This window comes from Rhizobacter sp. P2_D12, assembly GCF_056404395.1.
In genome coordinates, this window is the sequence record NZ_JBFUEB010000039.1 from 1 (window position 1) to 18,023 (window position 18,023).

Annotated in this window: 21 protein-coding genes; 7 read left to right on the top strand and 14 right to left on the bottom strand. The window is 71.5% G+C overall.

What is annotated here, in order from left to right:
- The 7 genes from AC1DYN_RS14935 to AC1DYN_RS14965 all read left to right on the top strand — a co-directional run.
- A partial coding sequence (locus AC1DYN_RS14935) for an efflux RND transporter permease subunit (RefSeq protein WP_477960803.1) occupies positions 1 to 815 on the top strand: 815 nt, incomplete at its 5' end.
- 11 nt (positions 816 to 826) lie between these two features.
- On the top strand, positions 827 to 2,257 hold the full coding sequence (locus AC1DYN_RS14940; RefSeq protein ID WP_477960805.1) for an efflux transporter outer membrane subunit: 1,431 nt from the start codon (positions 827 to 829) through the stop codon (positions 2,255 to 2,257).
- Between the two features lie 106 nt (positions 2,258 to 2,363).
- Positions 2,364 to 2,633 carry a BufA1 family periplasmic bufferin-type metallophore gene (locus AC1DYN_RS14945; protein ID WP_477960807.1) on the top strand — a complete coding sequence of 90 codons (270 nt, stop codon included), beginning with the start codon at positions 2,364 to 2,366 and terminating at the stop codon, positions 2,631 to 2,633.
- Entirely contained in the window at positions 2,630 to 3,484 is an 855-nt protein-coding gene (locus AC1DYN_RS14950; protein WP_477960809.1) for an MbnB/TglH/ChrH family RiPP precursor modification enzyme, read from the top strand. The genes AC1DYN_RS14945 and AC1DYN_RS14950 overlap by 4 nt, the downstream gene beginning before the upstream one ends.
- A complete protein-coding gene (locus AC1DYN_RS14955) occupies positions 3,481 to 4,263 on the top strand; it encodes an HvfC/BufC family peptide modification chaperone (RefSeq protein WP_477960811.1) in 783 nt (260 codons plus the stop codon). The genes AC1DYN_RS14950 and AC1DYN_RS14955 overlap by 4 nt, the downstream gene beginning before the upstream one ends.
- A gap of 81 nt (positions 4,264 to 4,344) precedes the next feature.
- Complete coding sequence (locus AC1DYN_RS14960; protein ID WP_477960813.1) at positions 4,345 to 4,797, top strand: DoxX family protein; 453 nt, start codon at positions 4,345 to 4,347, stop codon at positions 4,795 to 4,797.
- Between the two features lie 120 nt (positions 4,798 to 4,917).
- Positions 4,918 to 5,997, top strand: coding sequence for an NAD(P)/FAD-dependent oxidoreductase (locus AC1DYN_RS14965; RefSeq protein ID WP_477960815.1), 1,080 nt, complete (start codon positions 4,918 to 4,920; stop codon positions 5,995 to 5,997).
- Here the strand turns inward: AC1DYN_RS14965 and tolA are convergent.
- From tolA to AC1DYN_RS15035, 14 genes are all read right to left on the bottom strand, one after another.
- On the bottom strand, positions 5,959 to 6,801 hold the full coding sequence (gene tolA, locus AC1DYN_RS14970; RefSeq protein ID WP_477960816.1) for a cell envelope integrity protein TolA: 843 nt from the start codon (positions 6,799 to 6,801) through the stop codon (positions 5,959 to 5,961). The genes AC1DYN_RS14965 and tolA overlap by 39 nt on opposite strands.
- A gap of 7 nt (positions 6,802 to 6,808) precedes the next feature.
- Complete coding sequence (gene tolR, locus AC1DYN_RS14975; RefSeq protein WP_477960818.1) at positions 6,809 to 7,234, bottom strand: protein TolR; 426 nt, start codon at positions 7,232 to 7,234, stop codon at positions 6,809 to 6,811.
- Between the two features lies 1 nt (position 7,235).
- Positions 7,236 to 7,952: a protein TolQ gene (tolQ, locus tag AC1DYN_RS14980; RefSeq protein WP_477960820.1), complete on the bottom strand. Its 717-nt coding sequence runs from the start codon at positions 7,950 to 7,952 to the stop codon at positions 7,236 to 7,238.
- Positions 7,949 to 8,359 carry a tol-pal system-associated acyl-CoA thioesterase gene (gene ybgC, locus AC1DYN_RS14985; protein ID WP_477960822.1) on the bottom strand — a complete coding sequence of 137 codons (411 nt, stop codon included), beginning with the start codon at positions 8,357 to 8,359 and terminating at the stop codon, positions 7,949 to 7,951. The genes tolQ and ybgC overlap by 4 nt, the downstream gene beginning before the upstream one ends.
- 58 nt (positions 8,360 to 8,417) lie before the next feature.
- Positions 8,418 to 8,813 carry a TssQ family T6SS-associated lipoprotein gene (locus AC1DYN_RS14990; RefSeq protein ID WP_477960824.1) on the bottom strand — a complete coding sequence of 132 codons (396 nt, stop codon included), beginning with the start codon at positions 8,811 to 8,813 and terminating at the stop codon, positions 8,418 to 8,420.
- Positions 8,810 to 10,450, bottom strand: coding sequence for a serine/threonine-protein kinase (locus AC1DYN_RS14995; protein ID WP_477960826.1), 1,641 nt, complete (start codon positions 10,448 to 10,450; stop codon positions 8,810 to 8,812). Before AC1DYN_RS14995 ends, AC1DYN_RS14990 begins: the two co-directional genes overlap by 4 nt.
- 141 nt (positions 10,451 to 10,591) lie before the next feature.
- The gene (locus AC1DYN_RS15000) at positions 10,592 to 11,782 is read right to left on the bottom strand and encodes a pyridoxal phosphate-dependent aminotransferase (protein WP_477960828.1); all 1,191 of its coding nucleotides are present in this window, start codon (positions 11,780 to 11,782) and stop codon (positions 10,592 to 10,594) included.
- 4 nt (positions 11,783 to 11,786) lie between these two features.
- Entirely contained in the window at positions 11,787 to 12,299 is a 513-nt protein-coding gene (gene nusB, locus AC1DYN_RS15005; RefSeq protein ID WP_477960830.1) for a transcription antitermination factor NusB, read from the bottom strand.
- Positions 12,296 to 12,760, bottom strand: a complete 465-nt coding sequence (gene ribH / locus AC1DYN_RS15010; protein ID WP_477960832.1) for a 6,7-dimethyl-8-ribityllumazine synthase — start codon at positions 12,758 to 12,760, stop codon at positions 12,296 to 12,298. The genes nusB and ribH overlap by 4 nt, the downstream gene beginning before the upstream one ends.
- 16 nt (positions 12,761 to 12,776) lie before the next feature.
- Positions 12,777 to 13,874, bottom strand: a complete 1,098-nt coding sequence (ribBA, locus tag AC1DYN_RS15015; RefSeq protein WP_477960834.1) for a bifunctional 3,4-dihydroxy-2-butanone-4-phosphate synthase/GTP cyclohydrolase II — start codon at positions 13,872 to 13,874, stop codon at positions 12,777 to 12,779.
- Positions 13,875 to 13,919: 45 nt separating this feature from the next.
- Positions 13,920 to 14,546, bottom strand: a complete 627-nt coding sequence (locus tag AC1DYN_RS15020; RefSeq protein WP_477960836.1) for a riboflavin synthase — start codon at positions 14,544 to 14,546, stop codon at positions 13,920 to 13,922.
- Between the two features lie 16 nt (positions 14,547 to 14,562).
- The gene (ribD, locus tag AC1DYN_RS15025; protein ID WP_477960838.1) at positions 14,563 to 15,699 is read right to left on the bottom strand and encodes a bifunctional diaminohydroxyphosphoribosylaminopyrimidine deaminase/5-amino-6-(5-phosphoribosylamino)uracil reductase RibD; all 1,137 of its coding nucleotides are present in this window, start codon (positions 15,697 to 15,699) and stop codon (positions 14,563 to 14,565) included.
- A gap of 23 nt (positions 15,700 to 15,722) precedes the next feature.
- Positions 15,723 to 16,757, bottom strand: a complete 1,035-nt coding sequence (locus tag AC1DYN_RS15030; RefSeq protein ID WP_477960840.1) for a hypothetical protein — start codon at positions 16,755 to 16,757, stop codon at positions 15,723 to 15,725.
- Positions 16,757 to 17,908 (bottom strand): hypothetical protein, encoded by a 1,152-nt coding sequence (locus AC1DYN_RS15035; RefSeq protein WP_477960842.1) that lies wholly within the window; start codon positions 17,906 to 17,908, stop codon positions 16,757 to 16,759. Before AC1DYN_RS15035 ends, AC1DYN_RS15030 begins: the two co-directional genes overlap by 1 nt.
- Positions 17,909 to 18,023: the final 115 nt, after the last annotated feature.

The following is an 18,023-nucleotide window of genomic DNA, read 5'->3' on the forward strand; positions in this document are numbered from 1 at the left end:
CGTCGGCCATCGGGCAGTTCAAGGTGCGCAACGCAGCCCAGGAGATGGTGCCGCTGGGCAGCCTGGTGAACGTCAGCAACACCTACGGGCCGGACCGCGTCGAGCGCTACAACTCGTACATGGCGGCCGACTTCAACGGCGGTGCCGCGCCGGGCGTGTCGTCCGGCCAGGCGCAGGACATCATGGCCAAGCTCGCCACCGAGACGCTGCCGCGCGGCATCAGCTTCGAGTGGACCGACCTGACCTACCAGGAGATCCTGGCCGGCAACACCATGGTGATCGTGTTCCCGCTGTGCGTGCTGCTGGTGTTCCTGGTGCTGGCGGCGCAGTACGAGAGCTGGACGCTGCCGCTGGCGGTGATCCTGATCGTGCCGGCGTCCATCCTGTGCGCGCTGACGGGTGTCTACCTGACGCATGGCGACAACAACATCTTCACGCAGATCGCGTTGTTCGTGCTGGTGGGGCTGGCGTCCAAGAACGCGATCCTGATCGTCGAGTTCGCACGCGACCTGGAGCACCACGGCAAGGGCATCGTCGAAGCCGCGCTCGAGGCCTGCCACCTGCGGCTGCGCCCGATCCTGATGACGTCGATCGCGTTCATCATGGGCGTGCTGCCGCTGGTGTTCTCGTCGGGCGCCGGTTCCGAGATGCGCCATGCGATGGGCGTCGCGGTGTTCGCCGGGATGCTGGGCGTGACGCTGTTCGGCCTGTTCCTGACCCCGCTGTTCTACGTGCTGCTGCGCAAGCTCGCGGTGGCGATCGAAGGGCGCTCCGGCGCCGCCCCGGCGGCCTCCGCCCACGGAGCGTCGGCATGAGTGCAAAGACGATGACAACTCAAACATTGTTCAAGACCACGGCGCTGGTGGCGGCGCTGGTGCTGGCGGGCTGCTCGCTGGCGCCGGCCGTGCCGCAACCCGACATCGCGGTGCCGTCGGCCTACAAGGAAGTGACCGCGGTCGAGTCGGCGTGGAAGGCGGCGACGCCTTCCGAAGCGCAGCAGCGCGGCGCCTGGTGGACCACCTTCGGCGACGCGAAGCTGGATGCGCTGGAAGAGCAGGCCGCCAAGGCCAACCCGACGCTCGCGTCGGCCGCTGCGCGGGTCAAGGCAGCGCGAGCCGCGCTCGGCAGCGCCGAGGCCGACCGCTGGCCGCAACTGGGGCTGAATGCCGGTGCCACGCGCAGCCGGCAGTCGCCGGCCCAGCTGGGCGTGCCGGCAGGCACGGCGGTGTCGCCGGCCACGGTCTACAACGCCGGGCTGGGGGCGAGCTACGAGGTCGATCTGTTCCAGCGCGTCGGCAACGGCGTCAATGCGGCGAAGGCGGATGCCGAGCAGGTCGAGGCGAGCTACCGCTCGGTGCTGCTGGCGCTGCAGGCCGACGTCGCGCAGACCTACTTTGCGCTGCGCGCGACCGATGCCGAGGCGGCGCAGCTGGATGCCACCGTCGCGCTGCGCACCGAGAACGTGCGCCTGATCGGCAAGCGCTTCCAGGCCGGCGACGTGGCCGAGATCGACGTGGCGCGTTCGCGCACCGAGCTGTCGACGCTGCAGGGCGAGGTCGTCGCGCTGCGCGGCACGCGGGCGCGGCTGGAGCATGCGCTGGCGCTGCTGCTCGGCCAGGCGCCGTCCGGTTTCGCGTTCGACAACCAGCCGCTGGCGCTGGACGCGAGCGTGCCGGTGGTGCCGCCCGGCGTGCCGTCGTCGCTGCTGGAACGCCGCCCGGACGTCACCGCGGCGCAGCGCAGCATGGCGGCTGCGACGGCGCGGGTCGGCGTGGCCAAGTCGGCGCTGTTCCCGGCGCTGACGCTGACGGCCAACGGCGGCTATGCGTCGAACGAGCTGAGCGAGCTGTTCAAGACGAACGCCCAGTCGTGGCTGACCAGCCTGGTGTTCTCGCTGCCGATCATCGACGGCGGGCGCAACAAGGCGGCCATCAAGCGAGCCGAGGCGCAGCTCGAAGGCGCGGTGGCCGACTACCGGCAGTCCGTGCTGGTGGCCTTTGCCGACGTCGAGGACAACCTGGCCGGGCTGCGTGCCGTGCGCGAGCAGGTGAGCTTCACCGACGAGGCGGTGGCGTCTGCTCGCCGCGCGGCCGAACTTGCCGACAAGCGTTATCGGGCCGGCGAGGACAGCTACCTGCAGCTGATGGAAGCGCAGCGCGACCTGTTGAGCGTCGAGCGGCAGGCGGTGAAGCTGCGCGGGACCTGGGCGACCAACACGGTCGGCCTCATTCGGTCGCTCGGAGGGGGCTGGCAGTAGCCCGGATGACAATCCGGGGTGCGGATGTGATGGAATCCACCGGTGTAAGAACGGCCCGCTGTGTCCGACACAAGCGGGTCGTTTCAACCACCGCAAGGAGATTCCCATGAACAACCGCCTGATCGCTTCCTCCGCCCTCGCTTCCGTGCTGGCCCTGGGCCTGTTGAGCCACGCCAACGCCGCCGACGAGAAGGCGAAGGAAAAGTGCTTCGGCATCGCCAAGGCAGGCCAGAACGACTGCGCCAACACCTCGGGCACGCACTCGTGCGCCGGCCAGTCCAAGGTCGACAACGGCGCCGACGAGTGGAAGTACGTCGCCAAGGGCACCTGCACGAGCCTGGGCGGCAAGACCGCCGAGGAAGCCAAGAAGAAGTGAGCACGGCCGCAGGCGCGGGCATCGGCCTGCGCCAGCCGCACTACGACGCGCTGCTGGCCGACCCACGCGGCAGGCCTGCCCCGGGCTTCGTCGAGGTCCATTCCGAGAACTTCTTCGCCGACGGCGGCGCCGCACTCGCGGTGCTGCACGAGGCGCGCTCGCATTGGGACGTCAGCCTGCACGGCGTCGGGCTGTCGCTCGGCTCGGCCTGCGGGCTGGACGCCTGGCACCTCGACCGGCTGGCCCGGCTGGCCGAACGCATCCAGCCGGTGCGGGTGTCCGACCACGCGAGCTTCGCGCGCGCGCCGGGCCCGGCGGCGATGCTGCACGCCAACGACCTGCTGCCGCTCGCCTTCACGCGCGAGGCGCTGGAGGTGATGGTGTGCAACGTGATGCAGGTGCAGGAGCGGCTGCGCCGCCCCATCCTGGTCGAGAACCTGTCGGCCTACCTGGCCTGGGCCGACCGGGAGATGAGCGAACCCGACTTCTTCAACCAGCTGACGCGCCGCAGCGGCTGCGGGCTGCTGCTGGACGTCAACAACCTGGTCGTCAATGCGCTGAACCGCGGGATCGACCCGGTGCGCGAGGCCTGCGGCTGGGTCGACGCGATCGACGCCGCGAGCGTCGGCGAGATCCACTTGGCCGGCTACCTCGAACTGCCCGACATCGTGATCGACGACCACGGCAGCCGCGTGCACGAGCCGGTGTGGCAGGTGTACGCGCATGCAGTGAAGCGGCTGGGCGCGCGGCCGACGCTGGTCGAATGGGACACCGACCTGCCGCCGCTCGAGGTGCTGCTGGACGAGGCCGCACGGGCCGATCGCGTGATGGCCGGGGCACAGGCGACATGAACGAACTCGAACGCCAGCAGGCGCTGCTGCACAGCCTGTGGTCGCGCGATGGCGGCGCATCGCTCGGCGACGCGGTGCAGGAGCAGGGCGCCCGCCTGTTGCGCGGCTGGCAAGCCTACCAGGCGAACGGCGGCATGTCGGCCGAACGCTCGCTCGCGGCGCGCTACCCGACCGTGCAGGCGATGCTGGGCGATGAATCGTTCGCCGCGCTGGCGCGCGCGTTCTGGCACGCGCAGCCGCCGCAGCGCGGCGACCTGGCCGAGTTCGGCGACGGCCTGCCGGACTTCATCGCCGCAAGCGAACAGCTGGCCGACGCGCCCTATGTGGCGGACAGCGCGCGGCTGGATGCGCTGGTCGCCCGCTGCGAGCAGGCCGCCGAGGTCGAATGCGACATGGCAAGCCTCGCCTGGCTGGCCGAGGCCGACCCGGCCGAACTGGCGCTGGCCCTGGTTCCCGGCGTCGCCGTGCTGTCCAGCCACTGGCCGGTGGCGACGCTGTGGCTCGCCCACCGGCCTGGCGCCGACAGCGAAGACCGCCTGGCCGAAGCGCGCGATGCGCTGGCCGCAGGCCACGGCGAACACGCGCTGGTCTGGCGCGAAGGCTGGCGTGCCCGCGTGCAGCCGATCGCCGCGGCCGAGGCTCGCTGGACGCAGGCGGTGCTGGCACGGCGGCCGCTGGCCGAGGCGCTGGCGTCCGCGGGCGAGGCCTTCGAGGTCCAGCCCTGGCTGATCGATGCCTTGCACCTGCGCCGGCTGCTGGCCGGCGTGCGGCGCCTCTGAGCGGCGTTGCAAGAATCCGCGGGCTGCGGCGACCAAGCCTCGATCCTTGCAGCCTGCGAGGCCCTCCATCGAAAGACTCCCATGAGCATCACCCCCTTGCTGACCCTGTGGACCCGCTTCGTCGCGCTGCTCGAGTCGCTGCAGCCGGTGGCGCAGCTGGCCGCGCGGCTGTACGTCGCGCAGGCCTTCTTCCTGTCCGGCCTGACGAAGATCCGCGACTGGGACACCACGTTGGCGCTGTTCAACGACGAATACCACGTGCCGCTGCTGCCGCCGGCCCTCGCCGCGGTGATGGGCACGGCGGGCGAGCTGGTGCTGCCGGTGTTGCTGGTGCTGGGGCTGGCGGGGCGCTTCGCGGCGCTGGGGCTGTCGGTGATGAACGTGGTGGCGGCCATCAGCCTGTCCGAGATCGCACCGGCGGCGCTGCAGCAGCACGTGTTCTGGGGCAGCCTGCTGGCCGGGCTGGCGCTGTGGGGCCCGGGGGCCTTGTCGCTGGACCGGGTGGTGGCGCCGCGACTGGGGTTCGCTCGCTGAAAGGGAACCCCCGGATTGGCATCCGGGCTACCCAGTACTCGTAGCCCGGATGCCAATCCGGGGGGCGTGGTCACATCCCTCACAATCAGGGGTTTTGTTGTCCCGCCCAAGACCCCTTCGATGAAGCATCTCGTCCTGCTGGGCGCCGGGCCCGCCCACCAACAGGTGTTGCGCGAGCTCGCGGCGCAGCCGCTACCGGCCACCCAGGTCACGCTGATCCATCCGACGCTGCGCCCGATGGCGGCGCAGCACCTGGCAGCCTGGATCGCCGGCCGGCGCAGCCTGGACGACAGCGTCACGCCCTTGCTGCCGGTCGCGCAGCGCGGCCACGTCACCTTGATCGAAGGGCAGGTCGCCACGCTGGATGCCGGCACGCGCCGCATCACGCTGGCCGACGGCCAGGAGATCGCCTACGACGCGCTGAGCCTGGACGCCGACCCCGGGATGGACCGTGACGCGATCGAAGGCGCCCGCGAGCATGCGCTGTTCATGCAACCCACCGAGCAGTTCGTGCGCCTGTGGGAAGCCCTGCTGGGCCTCGCGCAGCAGCACACGCTGAGCGTCGTCGTGATCGGTGCGGGCGTGGCCGGCGTCGAGCTGTCGCTGGCGGTGCAGCGCCGCCTGGGCAAGCGAGCGCGCGTCGCGCTGGTGACCCACGGCGGGCCGCCGTTGCCCGGCTTCCCGGCCTCGGCACAGCAGCGCATGCAGCGCATCCTGAAGCGCCGCAACGTCACGCTGTTCGAGGAACGCTGCGTCGCGATCGGCGGCCGCCAGGTGATGGTGGGCGACGGCATGCGCCTGGTCTGCGATGCGCCGCTGCTGGTGCTGCCGGGCCGCGCACCGGCCTGGATCGAAGGCAGCGGCCTGATCGTCGAGGACGGCAGGCCGGCCGCCGGCCCGACCTCGCAGAGCACCTCGCACCCCGAGGTCTTCATCGCCGGCGGCGACCATGCGGCGCTGGCGACCAACCTGCGTCGTTTCGTCGCCGGTGGCGCACTGGTCACCGCCAAGCCGGTTCAGCCCGCGCTGCAATGGGTCGATTGCGGCGAGGGCGATGCGCTGGTCAGCTGGGGGCGCTGGTCGTTCGACGGGCGCTGGGTGGCGTGGCTGCTGGGGCGTCGCGAACCGGCCGTCAAGGCGCCGGTCGCGGTGCTGCCGGCTTCAGAAGTCGCGCGGCCGGAAGCCGATGACCAGCGTTGACGGCACGCGGCCGTCCTCGTCGCGCGGCAGCGTGGCGGTGCGGTCGATGGCGCGCAACACCGTCTCGTCCCATTCCTTCACGCCGCTGCTCTTGGTGACGCGTCGGCTCAGGATGCTGCCGTCCGGGCCGGCGCGCAGTTCGATCTCGACGCGCGGGTTGCCTTCGATGCTGTCGATCAGCACGATGTTGGGCCGGATCGCGCCCATGATCTTGCCGCCATAGGAGGCCGAAGGCCCGGCGCTGCGCGCCGCGGTGCCGGTGGCGCCGGCGTCGCCGGTGGCCCCGGCCTGGCCGAGGATGCGCTTCAGGTTGTCCTGGCGCTGCGCCTCGAGCTGCGCGGCCTGGCGCTCAGTCTCTTTCTTCTTCTTGTCGARCTCGGCCTTGTCGGCCGCCTTCTTGGCTTCCAGCGCCTTCTTCTCTTCGGCTTCCTTGTCCTGCTGGGCCTTCAGCTCGCGCTTCTGCTTTTCCTTCTCCTTCTCGATCGCGATCTGCGGATCGGGGGCCGGTGCAGGCGCGGGCTTGGGCGGCGGCGTCTCGACCTTCGGTTCGGGCTTGGGCGCAGGCGGAGGCGGCGCGGGCGGCGGCTCGACGGCACGCGGCGCGGCGGCCTGCGGTACCGCGGCCCACAGCTCGGCCGACACGCTGGCCGGTTCGCTCGACTGCCAGTTGACGCCGAACGCGAGCGCGGTGATCAGCAGCACGTGCGCCCCGGCCGCGAACGCGAAGCCGGCGCCGAAGCCGTCCTCGTTCGGCGGCCGCAGCGCGTCGCGCTGCGAGAAGTGCAGGAGGCTGGCGGTGCTCATGGCGTCGTCACGTACCCGTGTTCTTCACCGACAGGCCCACGCGCTGCACGCCTGCGCGCTGCAGCGTGTCCATCACGCGCACCACGGCCTCGTACTTCACCTGGCGGTCGGCCGAGATCACGACCGGCGATTGCGCATTGCCGCCCTGGGCCTCCTTCACGGTGGCGGCCAGCGCGGTGAGCTTCAGCGGTGCCGGCTCCTTGCCGTCCACGCGCAGCCGCAGCGCCTCGTCCTTGCCGATCACGACCTCGATCACGTGCTCGGGCTGCTGCTTGCTCTTGCCGACGGTCGGCAGGTCGACGACGCCGGTCGTGATCAGCGGTGCGCTGACCATGAAGATGATCAGCAGCACCAGCATCACGTCGATGAAGGGCACCATGTTCATCTCGGAGATGGTGCGGCGGCGCGTGCCGCGGCCGGCGACGGCGGGCATCTCAGCGCACCCCGGGGCCGGCGGCCGGGATCGGCCCGGCCGGCAGCGGCTGCGTCGCGTTGCGCTGCAGGATGTTGGAGAACTCCTCGATGAAGGTCTCGAGCTGGATCGCGATGCGGTCGATGTCGCGCGCGAAGCGGTTGTAGGCGATCACCGCCGGGATCGCCGCGAACAGGCCGATCGCGGTGGCCACCAGCGCCTCGGCGATGCCGGGCGCCACCGTCGCGAGCGTCACCTGCTGCAGGTTGGACAGGCCGACGAAGGCATGCATGATGCCCCACACGGTGCCGAACAGCCCCACGTACGGCGACACCGAGCCGACCGATGCGAGGAAGGACAGGTTGGACTCGACGGTGTCCATCTCGCGCTGGAAGCTCGCGCGCATCGCGCGGCGCGAACCGTCGAGCAGCGCGCCGGTGTCGGCCACGCGGCGTTCGCGCAGCTTCATGAACTCGCGCATGCCGGACGCGAAGATGCGCTCCAGCGGGGCGCTGTGGGCCTTCTGCGACGCGGTGTTGAACAGGTCGTTCAGGTTCTTGCCGGCCCAGAACTCGCGCTCGAAATCCTCGTTCATCGTGCGCACCCTGCGCAGCCCGAACACCTTGCCGAAGATCACCGTCCAGCTGCCGAGCGAGACGAGCAGCAGCCCGAACATCACGATCTGCACGACGAAGCTGGCATGCAGCACCAGGCTGATGATGGAGAAATCTTGGTTCATGCGATGGCGTGGAGGATGTCGTTGGGAATTCTGCGCGGACGGAAGGTTCCGGTGTCGACGCAGCCGATGCGGATCTCGCCCTCGGCCAGCGTTTCGCCGCTGCGCCGCGCGGCCTGGGCGAGCCGGATGCTGGCACGCCCCGATTCGACCACACGCACGCTGACGTCGAGCCTGTCGTCCAGCCGCGCCGGCCGCAGGTAGCGCACCTGCGTCTCGGCGACGATGAACATCGCGCCCCCTTCGGTGCGCATGCGCTCCTGGTGGAAGCCCAGCGAACGCAGCCACTCGGTGCGGGCCCGCTCGAAGAACTTCAGGTAATTGGCATAGAACACCACGCCGCCGGCGTCGGTGTCTTCCCAGTAGATGCGCAGCGGGTGGATGAAGGCGGGAGTGTCGATGGCAGCCATTGACGCGTACAGCAACAGGGCACGTGGATCGCGCGGGCGTCGCGCGGTCCGGCGCCGATTATGGCTGCACGCGCTTCCAGACCGGGCCCCACACCGGGTGGCCTTGTTCCGACTTGTTCAGCGCGAAGGCCGGATCGGCGAAGCGCGCTGCCCGGAAAGCCGCCTCGCAATCGGCGGTGCGGCTGCTGGTGCAGTAGATGAAGGCGAGGTGCTTCTGCGCCGCCGCCTGGTCGCGCGGCGACACGAGGCCGGTCTTCAGCGCCAGGTTCAGCTGCTTCTCGGCCTCGGGGTACTGGCCGTCCTCGTAGGCGCGGATGCCGCCCTGCAGCGCGCGTTCGGCCGGGCGGGCGATGACGTCGAGCAGGCCGACCGGCGGCGGCGGAGGCGTCTGCGCGCAACCGGCGGCGAACAGGGTGATGAAGACGATGGCCGGTGCGACAACGCTGAGTCTCATGATCCGAATCGGTATTTGAGGTTGACCGGCTGGCCCGGCACGACATGGACCGTCGAACTGTAAGGCGGAAAGTCGTCGTTGCGAATCGTCACCACGTGGCGGCCTTCGTTGAGCGTGAGTTCGTTCAGCGGCGGCGCGGTGCCGACCGGCTTGCCGTCGACCTCGACCTGGCCCCAGGGGCTGATGGCCAGGCGCACGACGCCGGTGGCGACGATGACCGGCGTGGCCGCGGCGGCCCGCTCGCGGGCCTCGCGCGCGCGGCGCTCCTTGGGGGTTTCCTTCGGCTTGCGGGCGGTGTCGGCGGCCGAGGCGGCGAAGACCGGCTCGGGGGCGACGGCGGCAGCCACCGGCACGGCCGCCGCGGCGACGGTGATCGGCGCCGAGGCGCCGGCCGCCGGGTTGGGTGAGGACGCGGCGCTGTCGACCGCGGCAGCCGGGGCGGACGCGGGCACGGGTTCGGGGACCGGTACGGCCGGCGCAGCGGCCACGATGACGGCCGACGCGGCCGGCACCGTGGCGACCACGGGGGCATCACCGTGCTGCGGCATCAGCGTCCACCAGGCCGCGGCGGCAATGCCGAGGCCGGCGGCGGCCACCAGGCCCCAGGCCAGGCGGCGCCGTCCCGCCGGCTGGGCAGCGCCCTCGTCGGCGTTGTCGGCATCGTGCGGGTGTTCTTCGAGCCAGTGCCGCAGCTCGCGCGACAGCGCACGCGCCGAGCGGTAGCGGTCGTCGGGGTTCTTCTCCATCGCGCGTGCCGCGATCTCGGACAAGGCCTTGGGCACGCTGCTGTCGACCTCGTGTGCGGTCGGCGGGTTGTACTCGGCCACCGCGCGCGTGATCTCGGCCAGCGAGTTGCCGCGGAACGGGCGCACGTCGGCCAGCAGCTCGTACAGCACGACGCCGAGCGAGAACACGTCGCAGCGCCGGTCCACCGGCTCCTGGCGCACCTGCTCGGGCGACATGTAGTAGGGCGAGCCGCCGACGATGTCCTCGCCGCTCGCGTCGTGCTGGTGCGCGATGCGGGCGATGCCGAAGTCGAGCACGCGCGGCTGCGTGCGCCCGACCATGAAGATGTTGGCCGGCTTGATGTCGCGGTGCACCACGCCCTTCGAATGCGCATAGGCCAGCGCATCGGCGACGCGCCGCACGATCAGCGCGGCCTGGTGCGCCGACGGGCGCCAGCCTTCGAGGCGCAGCTGGCGCAGGTCGCGGCCCTTCAGCAGCTCCATCGCGATGTAGGCGCCTTGCTCGCTGGCACCGGCGTCGAACACCGTGACGATGTGCGGGTGGCTCAGGCCGCCGGCGGCGCGCGCCTCGTTCAGGAACAGCGAGTTGAACGAGTCGCGCTGCTCGGCCGAGATCTCGAGGTTCAGGGTCTTGATCGCGATCAGCCGCGACAGCAGCGGATCGTGCGCGGCATAGACCACGCCGAGGCCACCTTCGCCGATGCGGTACTTCAGCGCATAGCGGCCGATGTGGCCGATGGTGGGCATCTGGTCGGCCCCGCCCATCGGCGGGTTGGTCGGGAACGCCGCCTGCGGCTGTGCCGGCAGGCCGAGGTCGGTGTCACCCCACTTGGGCGCACCCGGCGACGAATTGGCAATGTCGGATGAAGGATCAGGAACAGGGCCGGGCATGAGGCGGGTCGGTTTTGTGTGGCGGTTGTCCACCACGTGCGCAGCTTAGTCCAAGCGCTTGCGCCCCTGGCTTGAAAAAACCCCGCGTTCTGTGCATTCGTAACACGCCGTTGCGAATCAGGAGACGGGGTGCCGGGCGCTTCAGCGCGAAACCGACAGCAGCTGCTGCAGCCTGTGAACCGCGTCACGCAGCTGCTGCATCGAGCTCGCGTACGACAGCCGGATGTAGCGCTCGGCCGCGTGCGGCCCGAAATCGCGGCCCGGCGTGATCGCGACCTGGGCCTCCTTCATCAGCCGGAAGCAGAAGTCCCAGCTGCTGTCGGCATGCGCCGAGCAATCGGCCCAGGCGTAGAACGCGCCGTCGGGCATCACCGGCACGCGCAGGCCCATCGCATCGAGCGCCGGCACCAGGAAGTCGCGGCGCGCGCGGAACTCGCTGCGCCGGCGTTCGAACTCGGCGATCGACTCGGGTTCGAAGCAGGCCAGCGCCGCATGCTGGGCCGGCGACGACGGGCAGATGTAGAGGTTCTGCGCCAGCCGCTCGACCGGCGCCACCAGCTGCGGCGGCAGCACCAGCCAGCCCAGGCGCCAGCCGGTCATGCTGAAGTACTTGGAGAAGCTGTTGATCGAGATCACGTCGTCGCCGTGCGCGAGCGCGGTGTGGCCGAAGGCATCGTCGAAGCTGAGCCCGAGGTAGATCTCGTCGACCATCGCGAAGCCGCCGTGCGCGCGCACCACGTCGACGATGCGGCCCATCTCGTCGAAGGCGATCGAGGTGCCGGTGGGGTTGGACGGCGATGCCAGCAGCACGCCGCGCGTGGCCGGCGTCCAGGCGGCCCGCACGGCGTCCGCATCGGGCTGGAAACGGTGTTCCGGCGAGGCCGGCAGCAGCCGCGCGATGCCGTCGGCCGCGGCCACGAAATGCCGGTTGCAGGGGTAGCTCGGGTCGGGCATCAACACCTCGTCGCCGCGCTCGACCAGCGCCAGGCAGGCCAGCTGCAGCGCGGCCGATGCGCCGGCGGTGATGACGATGCGCTCGGGGGCGACGTCGACCTGGAAGCGCTCGGCGTACCAGCGGCTCAGCCGCTCGCGCAACGCCGGCAGGCCGGTCGCCTGCGTGTACTGCGTGCGGCCGCCTTGCAGGCAGTCCTGCGCCGCCTGCAGCACGCGCGGCGGCGCGGTGAAGTCGGGCTCGCCGATGTTCAGGAAGATCATCGGCCGGCCACCCCGGGCCGGGTCGCAGGCCGCGGTGCGCGACAGCTCGACCGCCGCCTTCGCGCACTCCATCACGTAGAAGGGCTCGATGTGGTCGAGCCGCCCGGCCAGCTTCATCGCGTCATCGCCGCTGTGCGCGGTACGCCGCCACCTCGACCGGCCGCAGGTCGGCGGCGGCCTTGTCGAGCACGCCGTTCACGTACTTGTGGCCGTCGGTGCCGCCGAAGCTCTTGGCCAGCTCGACCGCCTCGTTGATCGCCACCTTGTACGGGATGTCGATGCAGTGCTTCAGCTCGTAGGCGCCGATCATCAGCACGCCGTGCTCGATCGGCGACAGCTCGGTGGTCTTGCGGTCGACGTGGCGCGCCAGCACCGCGTCGATGTCGGCGGCCTCGGCGATGCAGCCGTGCAGCAGCGCGTCGAAGTGCGCCGCATCGGCCTTGTCGAAGCCTTCCTGCTCGCGCATGTGGGCGTCGATCACGCCGGCTTCGGCACCGGACAGCAGCCACTCGTACAGCCCCTGCAGCGCCGCCTCGCGCGAACGGCGGCGCGACGACTTGGGCGATGGCTTGGCGCCCTTGGCGGCCGGCCGCCTCGCGGCGGGCGCGGGCTTCTTCGGTTCGGTGTCGCTCACGACAGGTCTTCCAGCAGGTTGGCCATCTCGACCGCGACGCGGGCGGCATCGCGGCCCTTCTCTTCGGCGCGGGCCCAGGCCTGGGTCTCGTCCTCGACGGTCAGGATGGCGTTGGCGATCGGGATCTCGTGGTCGAGCGCAATGCGGCTGACGCCGGCACCGCTTTCATTGGCCACGAGTTCGAAGTGGTAGGTCTCGCCGCGGATGATGCAGCCCAGCGCGACCAGCGCGTCGTAGCGGTCGCTCGCGGCCATCGCGTTCAGCGCCACCGGCACCTCGAGCGCGCCCGGCACCGTCACGTGCTTGATGTGCTTGGTGGCGACGCCCAGCTGCACCAGCTCGGCGATGCAGGCATCGGCCAGCGCCTGCGTCAGCTTGTCGTTGAAGCGGGCCTGCACGATGCCTATGCGCAGGTCGGTGCCGTCCAGGTCGGCCGCCTGGCCCTTGTCTGCTGCTTGCATGGGATTCCTGGTTGTCTCAGTGTTCGGGGGCGACGAAGCCGGTGACTTCGAGCCCGTAGCCGGTCATGCTGGGCATGCGGCGCGGGCTGCCCAGCAGCTTCATCTTCGTGACGCCCAGCTCGCGCAGGATCTGGGCGCCGATGCCGTAGGTGCGCAGGTCCATCTGCGCGCGCGAACGGGCCGGGGCGGCAGGCGTCTCCTGCCAGTGCGACAGCAGGGCCTGCACGTCTTCGCCGCAGTTCAGCAGCACGGCGACGCCGCGCTCGGCGGCCTGCAGCGTGGCCAGCGCCTTGTGCAGCGGCCACGAGTGGCTGCTGCCGCGGGTGTCGAGCAGGTCCATCACCGACAGCGGCTCGTGCACGCGCACCAGCACCTCGTCGGCGGTGTCTATCGTGCCGTGGCTGAGCGCCAGGTGCAGCCCGCCGGTGCGGTCGCGGAAGGCGGTGCAGTCGAACTCGCCCTGCGCGGTGGTCAGCGTGCGGCGGCCGATGCGCTCGATCAGGCTTTCGTTGCGGCTGCGGTAGCCGATCAGGTCGGCGATGGTGCCGATCTTCAGGCCGTGCTGTTGCGCGAACACCTCGAGGTCGGGCAGGCGCGCCATCGTGCCGTCGTCCTTCATGATCTCGCAGATCACCGAGGCGGGGCTCAGGCCCGCCATCGCGGCCAGGTCGCAGCCGGCCTCGGTGTGGCCGGCGCGCATCAGCACGCCGCCGTCCTGGGCCTGCAGCGGGAAGATGTGGCCGGGCTGCACCAGGTCGGCGGCCTGCGCGTCGCGCGCGACGGCCGCCTGCACGGTGCGGGCGCGGTCGGCGGCCGAAATGCCGGTGGAGACGCCGGTGGCCGCCTCGATCGACACCGTGAACGCGGTGCCGTGCCGCGTGCCGTTGCGCGTGGCCATCGGCGGCAGCTGCAGGCGTTCGCAGCGTTCGCGCGTGAGGGTCAGGCAGATCAGGCCGCGGCCGAAGCGCGCCATGAAGTTGATCGCCTCCGGCGTCACGTGGTCGGCCGCGAGCACCAGGTCGCCTTCGTTTTCGCGGTCTTCCTCGTCGACGAGGATGACCATGCGGCCGGCGGCGAGCTCGGCGATCAGTTCAGGGACGGGGGAAATGGGCATCCGGTGATTGTATTGGCGTAGCCCGGATGCCAATCCGGGACCGTGTCACGCCGCTGGCGCCGTGGCCAGCATCCGCTCGACATAGCGGGCAATCAGGTCGATCTCCAGATTCACCGCCGAGCCGGCCGCCAGCGTGCCCAGCGTCGTGTTCTCGATCGTGTGCGGGATCAGGTTGATGCTGAACTCGCAGCCATCGGCGCGGTCCTCGACCCGGTTGACCGTCAGGCTGACGCCGTTCACCGCGACCGAGCCCTTGTAGGCCAGGAAGCGGCCGATGTGCGCCGAGGCCAGCACCCGCAGCTCCCACGATTCGCCGACCGGCGCGAAATGCGTCACGCGGCCGATGCCGTCGACGTGGCCGCTGACCAGGTGGCCACCCAGCCGGTCGTGCGCGCGCAGGGCCTTCTCGAGGTTGACCGGGCCCGGCTGCGACAGCCCGGCCGTCTTGTCCAGGCTCTCGGCCGAGATGTCGATCGTGAAGCGCGCTGCGGCTGCGTCGAACGACGTGACCGTCATGCAGGCGCCGTTCAGCGAGATGCTGTCGCCGAGCTGCACGTCGTCGAGGTAGCCGGGGGGGGCCTGCAGCGTCAGTTGCAGGCCGTGGGAGGCGTCGGCGCCCAGCGGGCGGACGTCGACGATGCGGCCGAGGCCGGAGATGATGCCGGTGAACATGGCTGGATTGTCGCAGTCAGAACATTTCCCGCGCCGGCGGCCGGGCGATGATGCGCAGGTCGTCGCCGATGCGCTCGACGCCGTGGAAGCGCAGCGCCGCAGCGTCTTCCAGCCGCTGCAGCGGCCCGAAGGCCGCCAGCTCGCGCCCGGCCCCCAGCAGCTTGGGCGCCAGGTACACCAGGTATTCGTCGACCAGCCCCTCGCGCACGAACGAGCCGTTCAGCTTGTGGCCGGCCTCGACGTGCAGTTCGTTGATGCCGCGCCGGGCCAGGTCGGCCAGCATCGCCGGCAGGTCGACCTTGGCGTTCGGCCCGGGGCGCAGCACCACCTCGGCGCCGGTGGCGGCCAGCGCCTCGGCGCGGCCGGGTTCGGGGGCGGCCGCATACAGCAGCACCTGGCCCGGCGCATCGAGGATGCGGGCGGTGGGCGGCGTGTCCAGGCGCGAATCGACGACGACGCGCAGCGGCTGCCGCGCGGTCTCGACCAGGCGCACGTCCAGCCGCGGGTTGTCGTCGAGCACGGTGCCGACGCCGGTCAGCAGCGCGCCGGCCCGCTTGCGCCAGGCATGGCCGTCGGTGCGCGCCGCCTCGCCGGTGATCCACTGACTGACGCCGTTGTCGAGCGCGGTGCGGCCGTCGAGCGACGCGGCCACCTTCAGCCGCACCCACGGCCGGGCCCGCACCATGCGCGAGAAGAAGCCGATGTTCAGCTCGCGCGCGGCCTCGCCCAGCAGGCCGGATTCGACCTGCACGCCGTTCGCGCGCAGCCGCGCGAGCCCCTGCCCGGCGACCAGCGGGTTCGGATCGGTGACGGCCGAAACCACGCGCGCCACGCCCGCCGCCAGCAAGGCGTCGCAGCACGGCGGCGTGCGGCCGTGATGCGAGCAGGGTTCGAGCGTGACGTAGGCGGTGGCGCCGCGGGTCGCATGGCCGCGCGCCTGCGCATCGCGCAGTGCCATCACCTCGGCATGCGGCCCACCGGCCTGCTGCGTGTGGCCGCGGCCGAGCACCTGGCCGTGCGCATCGACGAGCACGCAGCCCACGCGCGGGTTCGGCTCGGTCAGGCCGATGGCCTGCGCGGCCAGCGCCAGCGCCTCGCGCATCGCGGCATGGTCGGCGGGGGTGAAGCTGGGCTTGGGCGGGGGCATGGGCATGGCGGATTCGTTCGCGCACCTCGTCAGGGCTGGTGCGGCGCGGTGGTCGACGAGCCGTCATTGTGCGGCCCGCCGCCGGGGCAGGGCTGGTCGCCCCGGACCACGAGGTAGTTCTGCTGGCGCAGGTTGCCGCGCACGGCGGTGTAGCGCGCGGGATGCTCGTCGTTGCGGTCGATCGCGCCGCTGTGGTCGAGGTCGGCGCTGTAGCGGCACACGCGCAGGTCGTGTGCGCTGGTGCCGAGGGTCCAGCCCTGCGGCTCGACCCGTACCCGGCCCGACCAGCCGGATGCGGGCAGGTCGGTGATCACGCACGCGTAGCCCGTGAAACGCTCGCCGGCCAGCAGCACCGGCTGCGCGGCGCAATCGGCCGTGCCGCGCGAATCGAGCACGAGCGCGATGCGCAGCGGCAGCGGCGCGTCGGGCGGGTGCGCCGCGTCGGCTGGAACGCCCAGCGAGAACCGCACGTGGCCGCTGATGCTGCTCGCATCGACCGGCTCGCAGCCCGTCGCATCACTGCAGCGCGACACGATCTCGCCGCTGGTGTCGTCGAACAGCCAGGCGATGTCGCCGGCGCCGCGCGGCTGCCAGAGACTGCGGCCGTCGCCCCGGCTGCGGGCGGTGAACGGCACGTCGTCGGAACGACCGAATGGACGCCCGATGACGGCATCCTGCGGCGCGAGGCCGAGCACCGCGTCGTAGACCGTCGAGGCCTGCGCCACCCGCGTGGCGAGTTCGACGCGGTGCGGCTCGCTGGCGCGGTCCGCCCAGTGGACGGCCACGCCGATGTCGCGCCAGGCGGCGGTCGTGTCGATGCGGCGGGTGATCGCATAGGCCGGTGACGGGGTGCTTGCAGCCCGGGCCGGGTCGCGCAGGCGATCGAGCTCCTGCCGCGCGACCTGCGTGGCTTCGCCGTGCCGGCGCGCCGCGTCCGCGGTGTGGTGCAGCAGCGACTGCATGCGCAGCAGCCCGACCGCCAGCAGCGTGACCAGCAGCAGCGCCACCAGCGCATCCAGCAGGGCCATGCCGGCGTCGCGCCGGGGCAGCAGTGGAGCGGCCATCAGAAATCGCGCCAGCTGCCGGGGCGGCGCGCAAAGCTGCCGCAGCAGCCGTGCAGCCGCTGCAGCACCTCGGCGTCGTGTTCGACACGCGTGGCGCCGGCCAGGCGCAGCTCGTGCTCGGCGAGCAGGGCGCCGTGCACGCTGGCCCCGGCATCGTCGTCCCAGGCGGGTGAGCGCAGGTACAGCAGGCCATGCACCTGCACCGGCGTGCGCAGCCGCACCGGCCCGTCGACCACCAGCAGCACCGGGTGCTGCGGCGAGCCGAGTTCAGTGGCGCTGGCCAGCGCCAGGCCGCCTTCCAGCCACACCAGCGGATGGGCGCCGTGCTTGCCGACCCGTTGCAGCAGCGCGTCGTCGCAGGGCTGCGCGCAGTTCAGCACCCGCGCGGCCGGCTGGGCCTTCCAGGCTGCGGCGTCCATCCGGAAGCTGCTCGCGAAGAACTGCGCGGCGCTGAGCGAGGCCAGCACCGGGTCGCCGGCGACGACGATCGAGGCCACCGGCGCGCCGGGTGGGCCGGCCACGTCGGCGACGCCGATGTTCACGACGCCGCCGGCGTGCAGCGCGATCGCGCCGCTGGCAATGCCCTGATGCAGCACCGTCGGCGTACCGTCGAGCGTGAGGGCGCCGCGGGCCGTGATGGCGGCCACCGGCAGCGTGTCGAGGGCCGGCAGGCGTTCGACCTCGGTCCACATGCGCGAGACGGTGCCGGCGAAAGGCGGCCGGCAGCTGGACGCGGTGCTGCAGCCGATGGCCTGCAGCGTCGCGGCAGCGGCGTCCATGCCTTCCAGGCTCAGCACGAAGGCCTGCGAACCATCGCCGGTCGCCGGCGATGCCGCGCCCGGCAACGGGCAACGGCAGGACCACACGCTGTCGGCGAGGCGGCACGAGGGCGATGGCGTGCCGGCGGCGGCGGGCAGGTAGCGGTCGCGGAACGCCAGGCCCTCGTCCGCCGGCTGGCAATCGTCGTCGATCGGGCTGCCTTCGTTGAGCATCGACAGCCCCCACGCCAACCCGGACTCCGCCGCTTCGGCGGCCTGGGCCGCCCGCGTGCGCTGGCCCGAGGTCTTCAGCTCCTGCCACAGCACTTGTGCTGCAACCGCCCAGGTCAGCAGCAACGCGGCAGCTACCCCGAGCACCAGCAACAGGGCCACCGCGCCTTTCGACCGATCCGGCGGATTCACTGGAGCACCTGCGTGCTGCGCACTGCGGCATTCGCCCTTGGGGCGGCCCGGCGGGTTCACTGGAGCACCTGCGTGCTGCGCACTG